The 20,736-nt window shown below is 42.1% G+C and carries 28 protein-coding genes; 26 read left to right on the plus strand and 2 right to left on the minus strand.

The genetic code is table 11. The features are described from left to right. Positions 1-37: 37 nt before the first annotated feature. Entirely contained in the window at positions 38-1,483 is a 1,446-nt protein-coding gene (locus H6570_09125; GenBank protein ID MCB9319432.1) for a sodium:solute symporter family protein, read from the minus strand. Between the two features lie 166 nt (positions 1,484-1,649). On the opposite strand from H6570_09125, the gene H6570_09130 reads away from it, so the two are divergent. From H6570_09130 to H6570_09160, 7 genes are all read left to right on the plus strand, one after another. Next, the gene (locus H6570_09130; protein MCB9319433.1) at positions 1,650-2,942 is read left to right on the plus strand and encodes an aminotransferase class III-fold pyridoxal phosphate-dependent enzyme; all 1,293 of its coding nucleotides are present in this window, start codon (positions 1,650-1,652) and stop codon (positions 2,940-2,942) included. 2 nt (positions 2,943-2,944) lie between these two features. Then, positions 2,945-3,334 (plus strand): hypothetical protein, encoded by a 390-nt coding sequence (locus tag H6570_09135; protein ID MCB9319434.1) that lies wholly within the window; start codon positions 2,945-2,947, stop codon positions 3,332-3,334. Then, complete coding sequence (locus H6570_09140; protein MCB9319435.1) at positions 3,300-3,974, plus strand: flavodoxin reductase; 675 nt, start codon at positions 3,300-3,302, stop codon at positions 3,972-3,974. The genes H6570_09135 and H6570_09140 overlap by 35 nt, the downstream gene beginning before the upstream one ends. A 90-nt stretch (positions 3,975-4,064) precedes the next feature. After that, complete coding sequence (locus H6570_09145; GenBank protein ID MCB9319436.1) at positions 4,065-4,298, plus strand: thioredoxin family protein; 234 nt, start codon at positions 4,065-4,067, stop codon at positions 4,296-4,298. Positions 4,299-4,375: 77 nt separating this feature from the next. Next, the gene (locus H6570_09150; GenBank protein ID MCB9319437.1) at positions 4,376-4,645 is read left to right on the plus strand and encodes a DUF2024 family protein; all 270 of its coding nucleotides are present in this window, start codon (positions 4,376-4,378) and stop codon (positions 4,643-4,645) included. An 80-nt stretch (positions 4,646-4,725) separates the two neighbouring features. Then, on the plus strand, positions 4,726-5,394 hold the full coding sequence (locus H6570_09155) for an MCP four helix bundle domain-containing protein (protein MCB9319438.1): 669 nt from the start codon (positions 4,726-4,728) through the stop codon (positions 5,392-5,394). Positions 5,395-5,519: 125 nt separating this feature from the next. Continuing rightward, complete coding sequence (locus tag H6570_09160) at positions 5,520-6,122, plus strand: winged helix-turn-helix transcriptional regulator (protein ID MCB9319439.1); 603 nt, start codon at positions 5,520-5,522, stop codon at positions 6,120-6,122. A 21-nt stretch (positions 6,123-6,143) separates the two neighbouring features. Here H6570_09160 and H6570_09165 read toward each other — a convergent pair whose 3' ends face one another. Next, positions 6,144-6,497, minus strand: a complete 354-nt coding sequence (locus H6570_09165; GenBank protein MCB9319440.1) for a hypothetical protein — start codon at positions 6,495-6,497, stop codon at positions 6,144-6,146. Positions 6,498-6,586: 89 nt separating this feature from the next. Here H6570_09165 and H6570_09170 point away from each other — a divergent pair, with 89 nt between their 5' ends. The 19 genes from H6570_09170 to H6570_09260 all read left to right on the plus strand — a co-directional run bounded on the left by H6570_09170 (position 6,587) and on the right by H6570_09260 (position 19,708). Further along, positions 6,587-7,174, plus strand: a complete 588-nt coding sequence (locus tag H6570_09170; protein MCB9319441.1) for a Crp/Fnr family transcriptional regulator — start codon at positions 6,587-6,589, stop codon at positions 7,172-7,174. A 40-nt stretch (positions 7,175-7,214) separates the two neighbouring features. Continuing rightward, a complete protein-coding gene (locus H6570_09175; GenBank protein MCB9319442.1) occupies positions 7,215-7,589 on the plus strand; it encodes a DUF488 family protein in 375 nt (124 codons plus the stop codon). Between the two features lie 63 nt (positions 7,590-7,652). Further along, entirely contained in the window at positions 7,653-8,087 is a 435-nt protein-coding gene (locus H6570_09180; GenBank protein MCB9319443.1) for an Rrf2 family transcriptional regulator, read from the plus strand. 43 nt (positions 8,088-8,130) lie between these two features. Beyond that, the gene (locus H6570_09185; GenBank protein MCB9319444.1) at positions 8,131-8,526 is read left to right on the plus strand and encodes a group III truncated hemoglobin; all 396 of its coding nucleotides are present in this window, start codon (positions 8,131-8,133) and stop codon (positions 8,524-8,526) included. Continuing rightward, complete coding sequence (locus H6570_09190; protein MCB9319445.1) at positions 8,523-8,963, plus strand: hypothetical protein; 441 nt, start codon at positions 8,523-8,525, stop codon at positions 8,961-8,963. The genes H6570_09185 and H6570_09190 overlap by 4 nt, the downstream gene beginning before the upstream one ends. Positions 8,964-8,988: 25 nt before the next feature. Beyond that, positions 8,989-9,732, plus strand: coding sequence for an iron-sulfur cluster repair di-iron protein (gene ric / locus H6570_09195; protein MCB9319446.1), 744 nt, complete (start codon positions 8,989-8,991; stop codon positions 9,730-9,732). A 75-nt stretch (positions 9,733-9,807) separates the two neighbouring features. Further along, complete coding sequence (locus H6570_09200; GenBank protein ID MCB9319447.1) at positions 9,808-10,104, plus strand: hypothetical protein; 297 nt, start codon at positions 9,808-9,810, stop codon at positions 10,102-10,104. A gap of 20 nt (positions 10,105-10,124) precedes the next feature. After that, on the plus strand, positions 10,125-10,442 hold the full coding sequence (locus tag H6570_09205; protein MCB9319448.1) for a phosphoribosylpyrophosphate synthetase: 318 nt from the start codon (positions 10,125-10,127) through the stop codon (positions 10,440-10,442). Positions 10,443-10,455: 13 nt separating this feature from the next. Further along, a complete protein-coding gene (locus H6570_09210; protein MCB9319449.1) occupies positions 10,456-10,767 on the plus strand; it encodes a hypothetical protein in 312 nt (103 codons plus the stop codon). Beyond that, a complete protein-coding gene (locus H6570_09215; GenBank protein ID MCB9319450.1) occupies positions 10,745-11,233 on the plus strand; it encodes a hemerythrin domain-containing protein in 489 nt (162 codons plus the stop codon). Before H6570_09210 ends, H6570_09215 begins: the two co-directional genes overlap by 23 nt. 5 nt (positions 11,234-11,238) lie before the next feature. After that, positions 11,239-11,727, plus strand: a complete 489-nt coding sequence (locus H6570_09220) for a hypothetical protein (GenBank protein ID MCB9319451.1) — start codon at positions 11,239-11,241, stop codon at positions 11,725-11,727. Between the two features lie 55 nt (positions 11,728-11,782). Further along, the gene (locus H6570_09225; protein ID MCB9319452.1) at positions 11,783-13,717 is read left to right on the plus strand and encodes a cbb3-type cytochrome c oxidase subunit I; all 1,935 of its coding nucleotides are present in this window, start codon (positions 11,783-11,785) and stop codon (positions 13,715-13,717) included. A gap of 32 nt (positions 13,718-13,749) precedes the next feature. Next, positions 13,750-14,748, plus strand: a complete 999-nt coding sequence (locus tag H6570_09230; protein ID MCB9319453.1) for a cytochrome c — start codon at positions 13,750-13,752, stop codon at positions 14,746-14,748. Positions 14,749-14,751: 3 nt separating this feature from the next. Beyond that, positions 14,752-15,030 carry a hypothetical protein gene (locus H6570_09235; GenBank protein MCB9319454.1) on the plus strand — a complete coding sequence of 93 codons (279 nt, stop codon included), beginning with the start codon at positions 14,752-14,754 and terminating at the stop codon, positions 15,028-15,030. A 2-nt stretch (positions 15,031-15,032) separates the two neighbouring features. Continuing rightward, positions 15,033-15,464, plus strand: a complete 432-nt coding sequence (locus H6570_09240) for a cytochrome C (protein MCB9319455.1) — start codon at positions 15,033-15,035, stop codon at positions 15,462-15,464. 68 nt (positions 15,465-15,532) lie between these two features. Next, positions 15,533-16,900, plus strand: a complete 1,368-nt coding sequence (locus H6570_09245) for a vanadium-dependent haloperoxidase (GenBank protein ID MCB9319456.1) — start codon at positions 15,533-15,535, stop codon at positions 16,898-16,900. Between the two features lie 71 nt (positions 16,901-16,971). After that, positions 16,972-17,199 (plus strand): hexameric tyrosine-coordinated heme protein, encoded by a 228-nt coding sequence (locus tag H6570_09250; GenBank protein MCB9319457.1) that lies wholly within the window; start codon positions 16,972-16,974, stop codon positions 17,197-17,199. 2 nt (positions 17,200-17,201) lie between these two features. Next, the gene (locus tag H6570_09255; protein ID MCB9319458.1) at positions 17,202-17,513 is read left to right on the plus strand and encodes a hypothetical protein; all 312 of its coding nucleotides are present in this window, start codon (positions 17,202-17,204) and stop codon (positions 17,511-17,513) included. Positions 17,514-17,629: 116 nt separating this feature from the next. Beyond that, a complete protein-coding gene (locus H6570_09260; protein ID MCB9319459.1) occupies positions 17,630-19,708 on the plus strand; it encodes a 5-formyltetrahydrofolate cyclo-ligase in 2,079 nt (692 codons plus the stop codon). Positions 19,709-20,736: the final 1,028 nt, after the last annotated feature.

The following is a 20,736-nucleotide window of genomic DNA, read 5'->3' on the forward strand; positions in this document are numbered from 1 at the left end:
TCGACAGGGAATTTTATCCTGATTTTCTATGTAAAGTTCACTGGGTGCTTGCTTTCCGAATTTGGAATCGTTTGTCCATAAATGCGGCGACCTGAAAAACCAGTAAGGAAGCGGCAATACCGAACACAATGGGATCCAAACCCAATGGAAGGTTGATGCCGGTAAGGATTAACGCCAACGTGGTGACACCCCCGGCAATCATCGATAAGATGGCCGCCAGTGCCGAATGCTTTTGATTGATCAGCAGCATCAACACCGGTACAAAGATCCCGGAAACCATAAACGCGTAGGAATAAAGCATGATTTCCAACACCTGCTGCATCTGCAACGCAATCAGAATCGCCAGGACCCCGATGATGAGGGTAAACAACTGAGAAGCCCGGATGCTGTCACCGAGCTTATGGTGGAAGGGACGAATAATGTCCGTCATCAGGTTTCCGGAAGCAGCCATCAGGCAACTGTCGGCTGTGGACATAATGGCCGAAAAATAGGCCGACATCACCAGACCCATCAACCCTACCGGTAAAATATGCCTCAGAAATACCGGCAGGGCAATCTCACTGTCAATGTCCGCGACCGAATGGTAGCCCATCCCGGCCAGGAGCCCCTGCTCCAAAGCGATGCGACCGAACAATCCCAGCAGGGTGCCCAGGAAGGCCATCACCGGCCACTCAAACAACCCTGCGATCAGCCAGGCCTTTTTGGCGGTCCGTTCATCCCGGCAAGCATAGATACGTTGATACAGCGTCATACCAATGAACCAGATGGGCACGATGGTGACCATCCAGTTGATAACCTGCACCAGGGAAATATTGGTCAGGCTGAAAAAGTGCGGGGGTAAATAGTTGGCTATGCCTGCCCATCCTCCCAGGTGAAGGTAACCGAAAGGTATCCCAATGAAGATCAATCCGGACATCAGGATGATCCATTGGACGGTGTCGGTATAAACCACCGCCTTGAGCCCTCCGGCGACGGTGTACACAATCGCGATGATCCCAATGATAAGGACCGCTTCGGTTACAGTGATGGTCTGAAAGGTTGCCGAAGCCAGTTTCGCGCCGGCCAGGACCTGCGAACTGGTGAAGCCTATATACCCGATAAATGAAATGACCCCGGCGATGAAGGCCGGCCGCTTGTCGTAATAATGTTCCAGGACCTGGGGGAAACTCAGGAAATTATGATTCCTGCCGTGATGATACACTTTGGGAATCAGGAAAACAACACTCAGCCAGGCTCCGATGATGCCGGTAAAAAGCATCCAGCTCCCGGATATTCCCATGATAAAACCCAGCCCACCCAATCCGATTGAAAAACCTCCTCCCACATCGGTAGCTACCACCGATAAGCCGATATGACCTGCAGACATTTCCCGTTTACCAACGTAGTAGTCTTCCTTCGATTCATTCTTGTGGTAAAAGAAAAATCCGATTCCCAGCATGGAAAACAAGTACACGATGAAGATGGCTAGATCTATCCAATGAATTTCCATACGTCATATGCGGCTGGTTGCAAAACTGGTGATATTTTAAATGTAGGGTTTTAATTTCTAATCACCGGCGTGGCAGGAAATGGAGTTCGATAATATCGGGATCCGTTGTTGGAGGAAATCAGAATTAACCCTAATATTATGCAACCGGGTAATTGCCTTGATGAGTAACCACAACATCCAGCCTCTGCTTAACAAAAACTACCTGAAGGCCACAACGGCCAGAGGCATTTTTATTATTGATGAACATGGTAAAAGTTATTTGGATGGCTCTTCCGGAGCCATCGCCTGCTCGCTGGGACACTCCCACCCTGCCCTGCTGGAGCACATGCAAAAACAACTTGGCAAAATTCAATTTGTCTACCGGTCGCAATTCGGGTCGGAAGAAGCAGAACAACTGGCCACCAAGTTAGCGGCCATTTCTCCCGGTAATAAATACCACCACAGCTTTTTTGTGAACAGCGGCTCGGAGGCTACCGAAACCGCCCTGAAAATTGCCATCCAATACTGGAGGGAAAAAGGTAAGCCGTCCAAAATTCATTTTATCTCCCGGCAAAAGAGTTACCACGGCATCACCATGGGATCTCTCGCCGTCTCCGGGCACCCGATCCGGCGTCAGCAATTCGAACAAGTTCTGTGGCACCGGCCTGAACACCTCAAAAGAGACCTGGAAAAAGACTCGCTTGCGGAACACCTGACCGAATTGGAGACGGTCATCCGGCAAACCGGTGCTGAAAACATTGCCGGCCTGATCCTGGAGCCCGTTATCGGCGCCGCCGGTACCGCGCTGGTTCCGCCGGCAGGCTATTACCAGGCCGTCAAACAATTATGCCACCAGCATGAGATCCTCTTCATGGCGGATGAAGTGATGACGGGCCTGGGGCGGACCGGAAGTTATTTTGGGCTGGATCATTGGGACACCTTTGCTGATATCGTGGCGATTGGCAAGAGCCTGGGCGCCGGCTATGCACCCATTGCGGCCACGTTAATGACCGAAGAAATCCTGGATCCCATCCGCGCAGGAAGCGGACTGATCATGAGCGGCCATACGTACAGTGGCCATCCCCTTTCCTGCGCCACCGCCCTGCAGGTCCTGACCATCATCGAACAGGATGACCTGATCAGCCATGTCCGGCAGATCAGCGCGTTGTTAAGGCAAGGTCTCCAGGGCATCGGTAATACATTCGACTTTGTGCATACAATCCGGGGCAAGGGGCTGTTGCTGGGTATGGAACTTGACCCGGTCATCAAAGGATTGCAGGGCAGGATCATCGACCGGTGTTTTGAGAATGGCCTGTTGGTGTACCCGTCGGTCGGAGGCCAGGAAGGAAAAGATGAAAACGGATTACTGATTGCCCCACCTTATGTCACCTCATCCTCCGGATTCTTTTCGTCAATGGCATTTTGCACATCCTTCAGGCTGACCTTTTCTCCAAATACCGCTGAAGGCGCCTAGTACTGAAGTTAACTTTTGGAATTGTCCCCATTGCTGCGGGGGCGGACAAGTTCCTGAACCTGCTGACCCAATGGGATGAATACCTCTCGCCGGGATTGGCAGGGCTGCTGCCCATTAGCGCTTCCACTTTTATGATGGTGGTGGGCGTGGTTGAAATTGTTGCAGGCATCCTGGTTTTTACAAAAACCCGGCTCGGGGCATACATTGTGTCCGCATGGTTGGTACTGATTGCTTTGAGCCTGCTGTTTACCTGGCATCATGTGGATGTTGCGGTAAGGGACTTGGTGATGGCTGTCGCAGCCTTTACGCTGGCAAAACTGACAGAGATTAGTGTTTCACAACCAACAAACCGGAGATATGGGAAACTGGAAGTACAAAGTCAAAATCCTTAAAAAAGAATGGCTGACACACGATGTGATGCGGCTCGAACTGGAAAGGCCCAAGAATTTTGAATTCACTGCCGGACAAGCAATTGAATTAACAATTGATGAGAAAAAGTACAGAGACGATGCCGCTCCATTTACGCTGACCGGACACAGTTCAGAATCTTTCCTGGAACTAATCCTAAAGGTATATCCCGAACACAACGGGATAACCCTGGGATTATCAATGCTGAATAGAGGGGATACACTTTTGATTGGGGATGCGTGGGATTCCTTCCAATTCAAAGAACCTGGGATTTTTATTGCCGGTGGAACAGGCGTCACGCCTTTTGTCGCCATTTTGAGGGATTTGGAATCCAACGGAGGTATCAATAACCAGATTTTGTTGTTTGCCAATAAAACAGAAAAGGATGTTTTCCTTTCAGAGGAATTCCGTGAAATGGAAGGATTAAAGTTCGTAAGTATCCTGAGTCAAGAAAATGTAGTTAGTCACTGTTTTGGGAGAATCGGGAAAGCATTTCTCGAAAAGCAGATTTCTGACTACAACCAAATGTTCTACCTCTGCGGCCCCGGCAGTTTTTCAGTGGACATCAAAAAGTATCTTACGGATATGGGTGTTGAAGAAGGCAATATCATCAGCGAATATTGAAAAGGTTAAGAAAGCGTTAAAACATTTTTTAGTTAGGATTCCTTACTATATTTACGCTGCGATTTTGCAATCATTCAAAACTCTTCCAAAATGAGTAAATCTGTATTTTATCATGCTGGCTGTCCAGTTTGCGTCAGTGCGGAGCATGACATCGTTAACCTGGTAGGAAATGAAAATGTAGAAGTAGTTCACCTCGGGGAAAAAAAATCCAAAATTGAAGAAGCAGAAAATGCGGGCGTCAAATCTGTCCCCGCTTTAGTTACCCCCAACGGAAATGTATTGCACATCAATTTCGGGGCTTCGATGGAGGATGTAAAAAGCTAATTTTCCTGTAAGCAGCCAAGCGTATGTTAATTCATGCCCGGCTGCTTTTTCTCTTACCAACAAAACAATTTGATTTAATGGGAAAAAAGATAAATGTTTGGGATACCTACGTGACCAAAAAAGAAGGCAACATCATGCACTTCGACATTCTTGTTCCGGCAGAAATTACGGACACGACCACTATTTACAACTATGGTAAAGAATATCTAAAAACAAAAAGACAGGAAGGGCAGCCCCTGAATTCCGAACAATGCAGACTGTGCCATGTCGAAGCACTCCGCCTGGAGTGGGAAGCCGAAATTGCGGATAAAGGATATTTCATTGTAGAAATGGAAGGCTGTAACTAAAACGATTCGTTCTTTTATTAGGATTACTAACTTTACAAGTGATTATCTTACACTTGTACCAAACAATCTTCTAACATTTTATGAAATGGGCTTACAGTATTCAGCAAAAACTCAAAGCGGCTTTATTGCTTGCCGTCGTTTGTGCCGTTGTCCTCATCACCAACCTTTTGGGCAGGTATCACATGGGGGAATTGGGCGACTCATTTTCCTCTGTCATCAAAGACCGCTTAGTCGTCGAGAGTTATATCTATATGATTTCTGACCATTTGCATCAAAAAAAATTGGCACTTAATACTTACTCTGAGCTTGCGAACCCTGATGTCCGTTCAGAAATCGGTCTTCACAATGAATTCATTAATAAAATGCTTTCACTATATGATAAGACCCTACTAACGGAAGAAGAAGCTGTTTATTTAAAGGATTTCAAGGCAAATATCACCGCCTTGCAAGGCCTTGAGTTGCACTTCATGCAATCTCCCCCCGACGAAGCGGCACAACATGCCGCTGACCTCACCCTGCTAAATGAACAGTTTGATTTAGCATCGGCCAATCTTTTTCGGCTCTCCCAAATACAGGTTAAGGAGGGTAAAACGCTCAATGACAAATCTCAAAGCATCGTCAACAGTTCTTCTCTGCTCACCAGTTTTGAAATGGCCATGCTCATCTGCATTGCCATCATCTTGCAGATAATTGTCTTGGCAAGCCGCCCAGCCATTTCTCGGAAGTGGCAGCAGAGCAACTTAAATTAACCTGTTATGTTGGGCTTGGTCGTTATTTCATCGTTGAAATGAAAGTTATAATAAAATTGTTGCACCCTTTCATTGGACTACCAATCCTAAAAAGGATAATATATTTTTTAACATAAATCATTGAGATGAACAATAGCCCTTTTGACCCGGCAAGGCAAAACGTCAACCTCGCTGCAAAAATCACTTCCGGTCTGGAGAGAATTGCGAGTGTGTTCAGGGTATTGTTATGGGAACACGCTAAAACTATCGGTCTTAGTCCCATTCAGATGCAGCTAATGATATTTGTGACCTACCATGACGATACTCTGTGCAATGTCAGTCACCTTGCCAAGGAATTTAACCTGACCAAACCCACTATTAGTGATGCGCTGAAAGTCCTAATGGAAAAAGGTTTGATAAAAAAAGTCCATTCTGAGGTGGATAAAAGGGCATTTACGGTAGCATTGACCACAGAAGGCAGGGCGGTGGTAGAAGAAACAGCGATTTTTGCAAGCCCTGTCGAAGCCTCCATCAATAAATTGGGCAAGGCAGAAAAGGAGCATCTGTTTTTCACCCTAAAAGAATTGATATTCCGGCTCAATAGCTTGGGTGTTATTTCCGTACAAAGAACCTGTTTCGGATGTCTTTATTATGAAAAGAAAGCGGATAGTCATTTCTGCCGGTTTCTTGGTAAAAAGTTATTAAAAAATGAGCTGCGTCTTGATTGCCCAGAATTTGAGGAGCGATAAAAAGGTGTGTTCAGTTTTTCATCAGAAAAACAGCACAAAAAGAAAAGTAATCAGTGGAACAATAACATGGAACAAAACCGTAATCAGGTAAAAAGTAATCTTGGTTTTCGTGGGTTGTTCAGCGATGGTAAGGACGATATTGGTGAAAAATAATAGGATACTAATGCCGACGAAAGCAATGAAACCCGAAAAATAAGACATTGCAAAAATGCTTATTGGCATTATTGCCGCAGGCAGGCTCATCAAAGGTATAAGATACCAGAGTATCCCTTGATTCTCCTGTGATTTACAAAATTCTGTGTACCTGGCGGCTATCCCCGTTTGGTTTTTTTTCTGCTTTATTGTTACGTTATTTGAAGCTATTGATTTAACCATTTTTATTATTTTTAAGCTATTATCAATTTTTTTGACAAAATTACGGACAAATTTGTCCGACTTTTTATGACCTATATCATGTCGTAGAAATGATTGATGAAAAAATACTCAAGGATTACGGGGCAGTGGAAAAACGTCTGGCAAAGGGCGAAACATTGTTTTTGGAAGGTGAAGTGCCAGTGTTCTATTATCAGGTCTTATCAGGCACAATGAAAATGAACAATTACAACAGGAATGGGAACGAAACTATACAGGCAATTTTTACAAAGGGTCAAAGTTTTGGAGAACCAGCAATTTTGGGTGACTTCCCCTTCCCAGCAAATGCTGAAGCCGTGGAAAATACGCATTTAATTTGTCTGGAAAAAGATAGGTTTATCGAAATGCTCCGGGCGCATACTGACATCTGCATTGAGTTACTTCGGGGCATTTCAAAACGGCTTCAGTTTAAAGCCATGATTGCCAAAGAAATGAGTGGCCACGAAGCAGAGCACCGAATACTGACCCTGTTAAAATACCTTAAATCAAATGCCAAAACTGATGGTGAGTTTCGGGTGGACATCACCCGCCAAACTAATGCCAGCCTTGTGGGACTACGGGTCGAGACGGTCATTAGGGCAATTGGTGAGCTTAAAAGAAAAGAGGAGATAAAAGTGCAGAATAGAAAAATATACTTGTGAACCGAACTTGTTCTTGCGTATTCATTAAAATAATAAGGAAATGTTAAGAATAACAATCAAAAGAATATACGAAGCCCCTTCAAAAGAGGATGGCTACCGCATCCTGATTGACCGTGTATGGCCCCGTGGCATTTCAAAAGAGCAGGTAAAACTGGATGAATGGAACAAGAATATTGCTCCTTCTACGGAATTACGGAAGTGGTTTGACCATAGAGAGGAGCGGTTCAAGGAATTTGCCCGGCGGTATGAGTCAGAGCTTTCTGATGCTCAGGAGGATTTAGAGCATATACGTCACATTGCAAAAAACAAAAAGGTTTGCCTTTTGTACGGTGCCAAGGATGAAGAATTCAACCAAGCCGTTGTTTTACAGCGTATTCTGAAATATAAACAGGTTACAAAAGTCTGTCAGAAATAAAAAACACGGACACACTTGTCCGATATGGTGATTACCCCTATCTTTGCAAAAAAAATTCAGTTCATGTTTTCAAAAGCCTGTGAATATGGAATCCGAGCCAGCGTCCATCTTGCCCGATTGTCCGAAAAGGGGGAACGCAGCAGCCTAAAGCAAGTCTCCAAAGCGATTGATTCACCAGTTGCTTTTACGGCTAAGGTTTTACAATTGCTGGCCAGGGACGGAATCATCCATTCTGTACATGGGCCAACTGGAGGGTATGAAATACCGCAGGACAGACTTTCCAAAATTCATTTAAGTGACATCGTGAAAGCCATAGATGGCGACAAAGTGTACAATGGGTGTGGTCTGGGGCTCAAAAATTGCAATGAAAATAAACCTTGCCCGTTGCACTTTCAATTCAAGGCAATTCGGGATAATTTAAAACAAATGCTCCAAACAACGACCATTCAGGATTTAGCGAATGAACTGCACCAGGGTTTGGCATTTTTAAAACGATAAAATTTTTTGACATTAAATCGGACAATTTAATCCGATATTCAATATGAAAAAACAAGATGACATAACTGATATTGAGGATATCAAACTACTGGTCAACACTTTTTATGGAAAAGTTCGACAGGATGATTTGCTGGCAGATATTTTTAATGGAATCATCCAAGACCGTTGGCCGGCTCATTTGGAAAAGATGTACCGCTTTTGGCAGACTGTTTTGCTGAAGGAGCATACTTATTACGGAAGCCCGTTCAGCCCACATGCAAAACTCCCCGTGAGTGCCACACATTTCAAGCGATGGAAGTCATTGTTTTTTGAAACGGTAGATGAGCATTTCTCAGGAGAAAAGGCAGAGGAGGCGAAATGGCGGGCAGAAAAAATGGCGGAAATGTTCCAGTTGAAAATCAATTACTATATAAACAAAGAGGCAAAACCACTTTTATGAGTTTGATTACAAAATATCCGGTGGCCATTGCTGCTGTGTTTATCTGGATTGGCTTCGTTGGAGCCATTAGTTTTATGGAGGCATGGCTAAAGTTCCGAGCACCGGGCATTACCCTGCCACTCGGACTTGGTATCGGACGTCTGGTGTTTGGTGCACTCAATAAAGTGGAATTGGTTCTATCAATTACAATTGTTCTTAGTATGCTGCTTTCAGGCATTAAAGGGTTTGAGTGGAAACACATGTTTTTTGTTATTCCTTTTGTGATTGTCATTATTCAGGGCTTATGGTTTTTGCCTGCCCTCGATGTCCGTGCGGAAATGCACATCCAAGGGCAGGAGGTGTCACATTCCAGCCTTCACTTTTACTATGTGGGAATGGAAGTCGTAAAAATCATCTGCCTGCTTATTTTCGGAATTAAACTTATAAAACCAATATAGGCGGGCAACCTAAAAAATTAACATTATGATTATTGAAAAAGAAAAAACCATTGGGCAAATAGTAGCCGATGACTACCGTACTGCCGCCATTTTTAAATCCTTCGGCATTGATTTTTGTTGCAAGGGCAATCGCACCATTTCAGAAGTATGCAACCAAAAAAATATTTCTGCGGAAACACTCAGAGAAGCACTTGAAAAAACCATAGCACAGGAAAGATATGGCAGTCCAAACTTTGTCAATTGGGCATTGGATTTACTGGTGGATTATATTGAGAAAAAACACCATCGCTATGTACGTGAAAAGATACCCGAACTGAATGCCTACTTGGAAAAACTATGCAAAGTTCATGGGAAAACACATCCCGAACTTTTTGAAATAAAGGAACTTTTCAAAGCTTCCGCAAACGAACTTTTCTCCCACATGCACAAAGAAGAAAGAATACTCTTTCCTGCTATTCGGGCAATGTCGGAAGCTGAAATGAATGGTAGACTGAACATCCAACGCCCCCCTTTCGGGACGGTAGGAAACCCTATCAACATGATGATGCTCGAACACGAAACGGAAGGAGAGCGCTTCAGGAGAATCGCCGCTCTGACTGATGGGTACTCACCGCCTGCGGATGCCTGCACCACTTATAGGGTAACCTTTGCGTTACTTGAGGAATTTGAGGAAGACCTGCATCAGCACATCCATTTAGAGAACAATATCCTATTTCCAAAAGCGATACTGCTGGAAAAAGAATTATCGAACATGGAAAACAGCAACTAATGCGAGTTTTTGTCCACCGTGTTCCTGTCCATAATCATTCATTGTACAGGAACCTGGCTATAAAATTACAGTATTATGAAAACGATGGAAAAGCCACAACTTATCCCCCTATATTTTGGAGAGCAATTCATAGTATTGGAAGTAACCGGAAATGCGGAAGTAAATATGCCACTCCATTATTGTACCAGCGAAACTGTTGTAACCATTCAAAAAGGACGGGCCATTCTGATTATTGATGAGGCAGAAAAAGAATTGGCGACCGGAATGAGCGTGCTGCTTCCTGCAAGGAAGGAACATTCCTTGAAGATAATTGAATCATTGAAAGCACAGGTGGTGATGGCAAAGGATGCCACCATTGAATTTGAATCATAAACAACTTAAAAATTTGTAGCATGCATTCCTACGATACCGTAAGCGAAGCGATGAACAACCTACGAAAAAGAGGCTATACACACGATTTCGCCATTTATGCCGAAAAGGAATGCCTTGTCTGCGGGGAAACCGCTCTAAATCTTTCACCAGAAGAGTTTTATATTGATGAGTTTTATCGTTTTGAAGGTGATTCTGACCCCGGTGATGAAATGGTCGTGTATGCCATATCATCTGAAAAATACGGGTTGAAAGGGATTGTGGTAAATGCTTTCGGCACTTATGCCGATAGTAATGTCTCCAAAATCGTGAAACACTTGCACCGGCATTTATCAATTTAATGTATCACAAACTATGGATTTTATTAGCGCTTTGGTCAACTTTTTTAAAAAAACACCAGAACAAACAAAAGGGAAAAGTCCCGAAGGGGTGTGTCCTATTTGTTGGGGATATAATGAATATGACGGGAAAATCCGAAAAGTATATAAGGATAAGCAAGTTGACGTCAATAATCACAAAGACAGCTACATGCTGGTACAAGAATTTGTAGTGAACCATATTGACGGCATCAGCCTAAAAGAGGGAGAATGGACAAGTTGTCCGACCTGTGGGACTAAACATGAGAAAAAACATTCAAAAAGAAATGGAAAACAAAAAATCTGCTAAACCGATAAAAAGACATACTGCCCTGCAACCTTTAAGCCGTGAACACCATCACGGCTTATTGTTGTCTTGGAAAATACGAGAGGGTTTGAAGTGGAACATCGAGCCTGCGAGAATCAAAAAATACACGGACTGGTTTTGGGAAAACCACCTGCAACACCATTTTGCATTTGAGGAAAAACACATATACCCCATTCTCGGCAACAGCGATAAAATGGTGAAGCGGGCAAAGAAAGAGCATGGCAGGTTGAGGCGATTGTTCACTTCTCCGAAGCAGCCGGTTGAAGTTAACTTATCACTAATTGAAGAAGAGCTCGTCGCCCATATCCGTTTTGAGGAAAGGGTACTGTTCAATGAAATCCAGAAAATAGCCGATGAGAAGCAATTGGCATTATTGGAAAACTGTCACCAACAGTTGTCAAACCCCGAAGCCTGGGAAGACGAATTTTGGGTGAAAAATAAGAATTGATTTTTATGAAAACTGTATTTTATTTTCTGCTCATATTTCTCTTTTCAATTTTAGGTTGCGAAAACAAACCTAAAGAGGAAACAGTCTTATTGGAACTGTTCCAAAAGGAAAAAGCCCTGAACTGCCAATTGGCAGCCATGAAGGACAGTATCACTACCGAGTGGGACAATATCAATTATCTATTAGAAGAAAACCTTCCTGCGGAAATGCCCTCAGAGGAAAAAACGAATATGCTCAAAGTTCGGAATGCCAGCCTTATCCGAATGTTCCAATCTTTTGACAAAGTGGATGAAGGCGTAAAAATGGCTTTAAATAAAACCGAACAATTGGACATGAAAATGACCAAACGGATAACTGTCCTAAAAAAAGAGGCTCAAAAAATAGAATCAGAAATAATAGTGCTTTTTCAAAAAATAAATGAAGCATCGGGCGCTGATGAGCTTGCCCGAATTAAGGGCATACATCAATCTTTACTTTCAGAAAACTGCAAGTGACAGATTAGGATTGATTGAGGGCTTTAAAATTATGATTTTAAAAAATCGAAACGAAATGTCAATAATCAGAAAGGGTATAAGAAGCAGCTATCTAAAATGGATACTTTTTGGGGTTTTGACCTGTTTTGCTTATCCGATTTTTTGTCAGGATTCAGCAAATAATAACTCGATTCTGGGGGAACCTGGTATTATAGGGACTATTGTGTTGGGTGTCACGATTGTAATCGTAGCCGCATTCATAGTTATATACCGAGTTATAGCACTATTAAGAAAGCTGAATGAAAACAGGCAGTTAAAAAGCTGGGGATACCTAAAAGACTTTGCCTCTAATTTGGAAACAAATGAATTGAAAGATGTAATCCATAGAAGAAAGAGCAGCGATAAAATACCTGTAGAAGAATTAAGTCACCCAAGTCTTTCCGAAAATTTCCAAGCAAAAATAAAATGGGCACTTATTCATCTGGAACATCCCCAAATTGACGATTTATTAAACCAAAAACTCGACCGGCTATCGTATCAAATAAAGGGGACGGAATTAGGCTCAAACCTCAAGGCTTCCGATTCCAAAGGATTGATAGTTTCCCAAACAAAGGATATTAAAAGTCCTGTTTATGACCAAAAGCAATACGCTAACTTTCAGATTGTTGCTGACCAAGACTTGGTAAAGGTGGTTTTAGCTTATATTGCTACTTCTGTTTTTTGGTTGCTGTTTGGGACGTTTATAGGACTGTTATTAGGTGTGAAATTTATCCTCCCAGATTTAGACTCGCTTCCTTTTCTTTCCTTTGGTAGAATCCGACCTGTACACACCAATACTGTTTTTTGGGGCTGGACTTCTTTAGCAATGATAGGCTTAGGTTATTTCGTTGTGGCCCGAACTTCTAATTCTAAAATATTTAATAAACGGTGGGCCTGGATAGCTCTGATACTTATGAATGTTTCGGTAGCTGTTGGAACCATAGCACTAATGTCAGGGGTTAACAATGGCGGTGGAGAATATCGGGAATTTATATGGCCAATCATGGCTTTGTTTGCAGTAGGACTGATACTCACTTTTGCAAATTATTATAAAATGGTGGCCAATCGGGCAACGAAAGAAATTTATATATCCAACTGGTATATTTTCGGTGCCTGTATTTGGACAATCGTCTTGACAATAATCGGTTATCTCCCATTTTATCAGGAAGGCTTGGGAGAAACGATAATACAAGGGTATTATATGCACCAAGGAGTTGGAATGTGGTTTATGACATTTACCCTTGGCTTGGTTTATTATTATTTGCCCTCGGCTTTAAACAAGCCAATTTATTCCTATTCTCTCGGTATCCTTGCTTTTTGGACACAGATGCTTTTCTATACTTTAATTGGAACACATCATTTTGTTTTTAGCCCAGTACCCTGGTGGCTTCAAACTGTGGCCATTGTGTTTAGTGCGGGTATGTTCATTCCCGTTCTTGCCGGAACCATGAATTTCCTGCTTACTATGAAAGGCAGCTTTAACCAGATAGGGAGAAGTTATGTCTTACCTTTTATGTTAGTCGGGGTGATGTTTTATTTCATTGGTTCGACACAGGGAAGTTTTCAAGCATTTCGGTTCACTAATTTTGTTTGGCATTTTACGGATTTCAACGTTGCCCATTCCCACATGACAATGTACGGGATTGTCTCTTTCTTCATTTGGGGTTGTATTTATGCAATCATTCCAAAATTGATTGGCAAGCAACCTAACCAATTATTGGTTGGCGTCCATTTCTGGTTGTCTTTTATTGGTTTAATTGCTTACACGTTTGCATTAATGATTGGCGGAACCTTAAAGGGGCTGAGTTGGATTGAAGGTGCTCCGTTCATTGAAAGTGTCGCACTTATGGTACCCTACTGGCTTTGGCGGGCGATTGGAGGCTCATTCATGTTTTTTGGTCACCTTGTATTTTGGTACAACATACACAAGGTGTATAGTAATTGGAAGGGGTTGGAATTAGAAGTTGCTTAAAAGGTTATTCCAAAATTAAAAAGAACAAAGCAATGTTCAACATGTCAGAAAATCACAGGTCATTAGCACTAACATCGTTTGTAGTGTTTGTATTACTAAGTACCATAATTGCAATTGTTCCTGCCGTACAAATGCAACAATCCGTTCAGCCTTTGTCAAAAGCAAAAGACCTGACTACCCAGGAACGGGACGGACTGCATACCTATATCGCTGAAGGTTGTGTGTCATGCCATTCCCAACAGGTAAGGAACATTGAAATGGATAAAATATGGGGAGACCGACCGAGCCTGCCTTCAGATTATTACTATTCAAAACAGCGAATGGGAATTTGGAGACAATCTCCTTCTCTGTTAGGTAGTGAACGAACAGGACCCGATTTAACAAATGTAGGAAAAAGGCAACCAAGCCAGGATTGGCACCTTATTCATCTTTACAACCCACGTATTGTGGTTAAAGAATCTGTTATGCCACCCTATCCCTGGTTATTTAAAGAAGTTTGGAAGGCAGACTCAACCGACGTAAAGGTAAATGTCCCAAAAAAGTTTTTGAAGGATACCTCCAAAATAGTAATAGCCACTGAAAAAGCACTTCATTTAGTGCAATATTTACAATCCCTTCAACAGGTTGACCCCTCTTTTGCAATTGATGACTTCATTCCCTCTACAAAGAGCAAAGAGTTTGAAGAAAGCAGCGTGGTTGATGCCGAAATAGATGGGAAATCACTTTATATTCAAAACTGCGCTGCCTGTCACCAACCTTCCGGCGAAGGACTCGCCGGTGCATTTCCTCCACTAAAAGGAAGTCCAATTGTGATGGATGAAAATTATGAACTCATGGTCAAAATTATTCTTCAGGGCTATGATGCACGACCGGATTATGGGGTCATGCCCGCCCTCGGAGAGCAATTAAGTGATGCAGAGATTGCTGCTATTGTAAATTATGAACGCAATAGCTGGGGCAATGAAGCACCAAAGGTAACGAAGGGTGACATAAAAAGAATTCGGGATTTTGTAAATGCTTTAAATCAATAATTTATGAAAAAGAAAGCCTTTACTTCAGCTTTGATGATGTTTTGCTTCTTTCAAGTCTTTGCTTGTGAACTTTGCAAATCACAACAACCGGAATTATTAAAGGATATTGTTCACGGAACGGGACCGCAGGGGACATTTGATTTTATCATCCTATGGGTCGCCATTATAATCGTTTTAGCTACTCTCGTTTTGAGTGTTTTATTTCTAATAAAGCCTGATAAATCGGACAAGAATTACAAAATTAAATTTCTACCCGTAGAAGAGGGGTTGCAAATAAATTAATTATGGAAAATACAGATTCCAAAAATATTGTGAAAATATTTTTAGACGATGAACCCTTGCCTTTTGCAGAGTTGGAGACTCCGACAAAAATATTATTCGATACTACTAAAATTCCGGACGGGAAACACACCCTCAAATTAGTAGCGAGTTCCTCCGGACGCAGGGAAGGCATCAAAATTATTCCTTTTGAGGTCAGGAACGGCCCGTCTATCTCTGTTATTGGTATTAAAGAAAATCAAGTAGTTGAAGACCAGCTTCCCGTAACTATCAACGCTTATGGAAGTGAGCGCAAAGAAATCTTTGTAGTCAGAGGTTCTGAAAACCCCAAAGGTATTCCTGTATGGATATGGGTGATTATAATTTTATTTATCGGCTGGGGCTTACACTACCTGTTTTTATACTGGGCTAAGGATAATTACAACTCGTTTTTTTAACAACAAGCGGCTCTGTTGTGTGAAATTTCAAACCCATTTCATCATATTTCTAATCAAATTATTGACCTATGAAGAAGATTTACTTACCATTGCTGGCGTTCCTTTTCATCATCAGTTCCTGCCAGAAAGACGATGATGTTCTCGTGACCAGTAGCCCGGCGTCACAGTATTCCTACAACATTCCACTGACCTGGAACCAACTATTTTTGGAAGTGGAAAGATACAGCCCTGGCTATAAGCCACCTGTTTCTGCCCGTAATTATGCTCACATCAATTTGATGGCTTATGAAGCAATCGTACACGGTAGCGGCGGAAAATACCGGAGTTTCTCTGGTCATTTTCCGGGACTGAACATAAACGAACCGGAATATGACGTGGAATATAATTGGGAGGTATGCCTCAATGCAGCTTATGAAAAAGCATTTGAACTGTTCTTCCCGGTTGCCCCTTCCGAACAACAGTTCCAGATGCTTGATGTCAGCCATGCTTTACGGACGGAATTGCAGTCGTCAGTTGCGACGGACATCTACCAACGTTCAGTGGAGTATGGTCAATACGTAGCTCAAACCATATACGATTGGTCAGCCGAAGACAATTGGGGACATGAGGGTTACCTGAACAACAACGACCCGGCTTACGTCCCTCCAACGGGAACGAATCTTTGGAAACCGACTTATCCTGACTTTCTCCCGGCATTGTTGCCACATTGGGGAAAGGTGAGGACATTTGCCGTTCTTCCGACCGATGTTGTTTCCCCACCGCCAAATTTCAGCACCGACCCTGGTTCACAGCTTTATCAGGAAGCATTGGAAACCCAGACCCTCGTCAATGAAATAAAAGCAGGGGGGAATGAAGAAGATTTATGGATTGCCGAATTTTGGAGCGATGACTGTCCGATACTCACATTTAGTCCGGCAGGTAGGTGGGTCAGTATAAACAACCAACTCATTGCTATCGAACGGCTGGATATGCTCGAAACCGTTGTGGCTTATGCCAAATTGGGTATGGCATTGTCAGATGCCGGTGTGAAATGCTGGGGCGAAAAGTACCGCTTCAACTGCCTCCGTCCCATTGACTATATCCGTGAATACATGAACGCCCCCAACTGGAACACTGTAATGTGTCCTGATGGTTCAGGTGGGTTTTATACCCCCAATTTCCCAACCTATCCTTCTGGCCATGCGACTTTTGCTGCTGCCGCTTCAATGGTTTTGGAAGATGTCTTTGGCAAGAATTACACTTTCACCGACCGCAGCCACGAAGGTCGGACAGAATTCAAAGGAACTCCCCGAACATTCAATTCATTTAAGGAAATGGCTTTGGAGAATGCGTACAGCCGTGTGCCGCTCGGTGTGCATTTTAAATCAGATTCTGATGCAGGAAGTGATTTGGGCTTTGTCATCGGTTTACGGGTGACGCACCTGCCTTGGCAATAATTTTTTTAACGTATAAAAAAGTGCTGTTGTCCTATAAAAATGACAACAGCACTTTCTAAAAACAAATTAATATGGACAAATGGTTAAATAGCTTAAAAACGGAAACACCACAGGAAGGGTTTGAACTGGCAATCAAACTCACACGGATGGGCGTAAAATATACCCAGCCCGATATGGAAGTGTTGAAATCAGGCAGAAAAGAATATGCAGAAAATGCAGCATTTCTTATCGAAGCATCACAGGTGGTCGCCATCCATTTTCAGACCGTAGCTAAAGCTAATAATTATTGGGGCAAATAATTATGAAAGTAAAACTCTCAGAAATATTTGTCCCCTTGACAGATAAAAACATCTACACGGCTGAAGAATTATCTGACCTGAATTTGCAACCGGATTTTATCAAAAAAATGGCAGCCGAATTTAACTTGATATATGTTGATAATGTCGCTAATGAAGGCAATTTGTGCTTTGCTGAAAATAAGGAAGTTCGCCAAGAATATAGAATGACATTTAGCAAAGAGGATGTAGCAACACTCATCTTTGCAAAGCCCTCTGTCGAAACGGTTAATATGGAAATAGATGTGGTGAGATTTCCGAAGGAATTTTTCTTTTAAAAGACAACTCCAGTAAAAAATGAATTGGTGAGGAGAGGAGTCTTGGCCGGACATCTTTGCTATAGTGTATAGTGTTACCTACATTATTCTTGACCGATTGTAATTAAACATAAAAGATGAAAATCAAAAAATTAGATGAAGGGCTGTCTGAAATATTACAGTACATAATTGACAATGAGCCAACTATTGAGCTGGAAGTCTCCAATGTACACAAGGATTATAAGTTGAGTGCCAAAAACTTGTGCCGATACCTGATTCTGAGAAGTTTTGATTTAAGGAAATACCACGACACATTGTCTGACATTGGCCTTTCCTCGTTGAGGACTGCGGAAGGATATGTCCTAAGCAATCTATACAATGTGGTCAAGAACTTAAAACGCATCCAAGGGATGCCATTAAAATTCGATAATAAAATCGAATTGATTGGGTACAAAAAAAGCAAGAAGTTATTAAAAAAACACGCCAATAATCTTTTCAATGAAACTCGTAAAAGACATTTTACAGAAATAATGGTCACGCTCCCTAACGAAGCGGCCGAAGACAAACAAATCATCAGGGACATGGCCTTGAGTGGGATGGAAATAGGGAGAATAAATTTGAGTCACGGAAATTTGGGTATTTGGAAAAAAATGGTGGAGATAATCCACGAGGTCCGGGAGGAGACTCAGCAAAACATCAAAATATACATGGATTTATCGGGGCCAAAAATAAGAACTTCAAAAATCGAAATTCATGGAAAAAAGGGCAAGGTCAGGGATGGAATCCCGGTTCAAAAAGGAGAGCATATTATTCTTACAAAAAGACAAACATTAGGGAAGAAATCTTTATTTGGAAAAACAAAAGAACAGCTCGAAAAAGCAGAGGTTGGTATTTTGCTCCATGAAATAATTGACGATGTAAAGGAGGGCGACGTTGTACTTTTTGATGATGGGATGATAAAATCCCTGGTGCTTTCCAAAAAAGAAGACGATGTTGAAGTGGTCATTACAGATTGCTATAAACCGAGATTGTCTTCCCATAAAGGTATTAACCTGCCCAACACCACCCTTAATCTGCCCGCTTTGACTGAAAGGGACATTGAATTACTGCCATTTATTTGTGAGCATTCTGACATAATCGGATACTCATTTGTTCGGAAAAGGGAGGATGTCAAACAACTATACAGGGAGCTTGATAAAATCAATGCCAATGAAATAGGGGTTGTTTTTAAAATCGAAAACCAAGAAGCGTTTGAGAATTTGCCGGAGATATTATTAGAAGGAATGGGACGGAATAAAATCGGTGTAATGATAGCAAGGGGGGATTTGGCAGCAGAGATTGGGTTTGAACGGATTTCCGAGGTTCAAAACCAAATACTCTGGTTTTGTGAGGCTGCACATATACCTGTCATTTGGGCAACCCAAGTGCTTGAAAACCTCGCAAAAACAGGTGTCCCGACAAGGGCCGAGATAAGCGATGCTGCACATGGAGCACAGGCAGAATGTGTCATGCTGAACAAAGGCCCGTATATAAATGACGCCATAAGGGTGCTCAAAGGTGTGCTGATAAGAATGGAAGGGCATTCCTTTAAACAAAAAAGTGAACTTCGGGCACTAAATGTTGCCAAAAATTCGATTAAAAATTTTCAGAGAACAACCATGACTCAAAACATAAAAGAACAAAAAAAATATCTCCGCCAGACCATGCTCGAACGGCGGAATAAAATGCCCCGAAAGGAGCGTAGCCTTCTTTCTGAAAAAATCTGTGACCAACTTTGGAATTTGATTTTAGAAAAAAAGATTCGGGTAATCCACAGTTATCTGACAATGGGTTCGGAGGTAAATGTATTGCCGCTTTTGCAAAAAGCCATCGATAAGGGAATTACGGTTGTTGTTCCGAAAACACTCAAAAAACGGCAGATGCAGAACCTATTTTTGACGGACTTGAAAAACATGGAGGCGGGTATTTTTAACACCTATCATCCCAAAGATGCGGAAGAATACACGGGTGAATACGACTTAATCATCGTTGCCGGGCTTGCTTTTGATAAAAGAGGTTATAGGGTTGGGTATGGTGGCGGTTATTATGATACCTTCCTTGCCGGGCAACCGAAAGCTTTGAAAGTGGGGGTTTGCTTTCCTTTCCAAATGATAGCAGAAGTGCCAGTAGAATCTCATGACATCAAGTTGGATGAGATTTTAACAATCAATGGATAGCTCGGTATAGATACAGCCTGGACAGGCGACGGAAAGTTTTCAGCTATTGTAAAATTGGGGTAGTGGATGAATTCAAGGAACGATAAATGAGACGCCCCCTATGAAACTATCTTCACAGAGGGCGCCATCGTTCATAATAAAAATTAAAATGCAGGATATTATCTCGCCCCTTTTCGCTTTTTCGCCTGCTTGGCTTCCAATTTACGTGCTATTTTCTCTTGTTTTTTTTCTTTTAAATCTATCTTGGGAGGTTTCAATTTTTTCATTCTGGCCATGATGATATTATTTAAGCATGAGTACCTCAATATACCCAACCGCCAATTACCGACTTGGTGTTGACAAAACCAATAAATTATCGGCGAACCATCATTTCATTTAATAAAAGGCAGTTGTTTAAATTGAGGATTAGGATTAATTTGATAAATATCAGACCCATGTCACTTATTCGACAGGAGCCTAACGACAACTCTATATAATCAAGCCTGTACATGCGAGTTCGACCAGGTACCTGCGCACATGGCGATGAATGATAAGGAAACAACGAATAACTGGTTCCTTAATGTCGTAAAGGCTTATAGAATTGAGAAAAGTAATATTGATAAGCACACTCGCAGGTGCTTATAAGGAAAGGAAGATGATTTTCGATTTACGGATTAGCGAAAGTTTTTGGGAGGTAATAATATATCCAAACAAAGCGAAACACATCGTAGATGATGTGAGAAGACTGGTAGTGCTAAATTTAAAAAAATTGCCCATAGCAATGAACAAAATCTAAGGATAGTTAAACATAAACGGCTCAGATAATTGAGCTTTTTTTGAACCCCAAATATCCGCAACAATCAAGGATATTCCTATCTTAAACTGTTTATTTATTTGTTAAAATAGGGAATTTCTAAATTTCGAAGTTCATGCCGCAGTATATTCTGTTTTTAGGTACGACGGCATTCGTTCAAACTGCTAAATGTTGATAGTGGTGATTCTTATTAGACTTCTGCACAATTTTTATATTTTCGAACTTAAATTAATGG

The organism is Lewinellaceae bacterium (assembly GCA_020636135.1).
Taxonomy (GTDB): Bacteria; Bacteroidota; Bacteroidia; order Chitinophagales; family Saprospiraceae; genus JAGQXC01.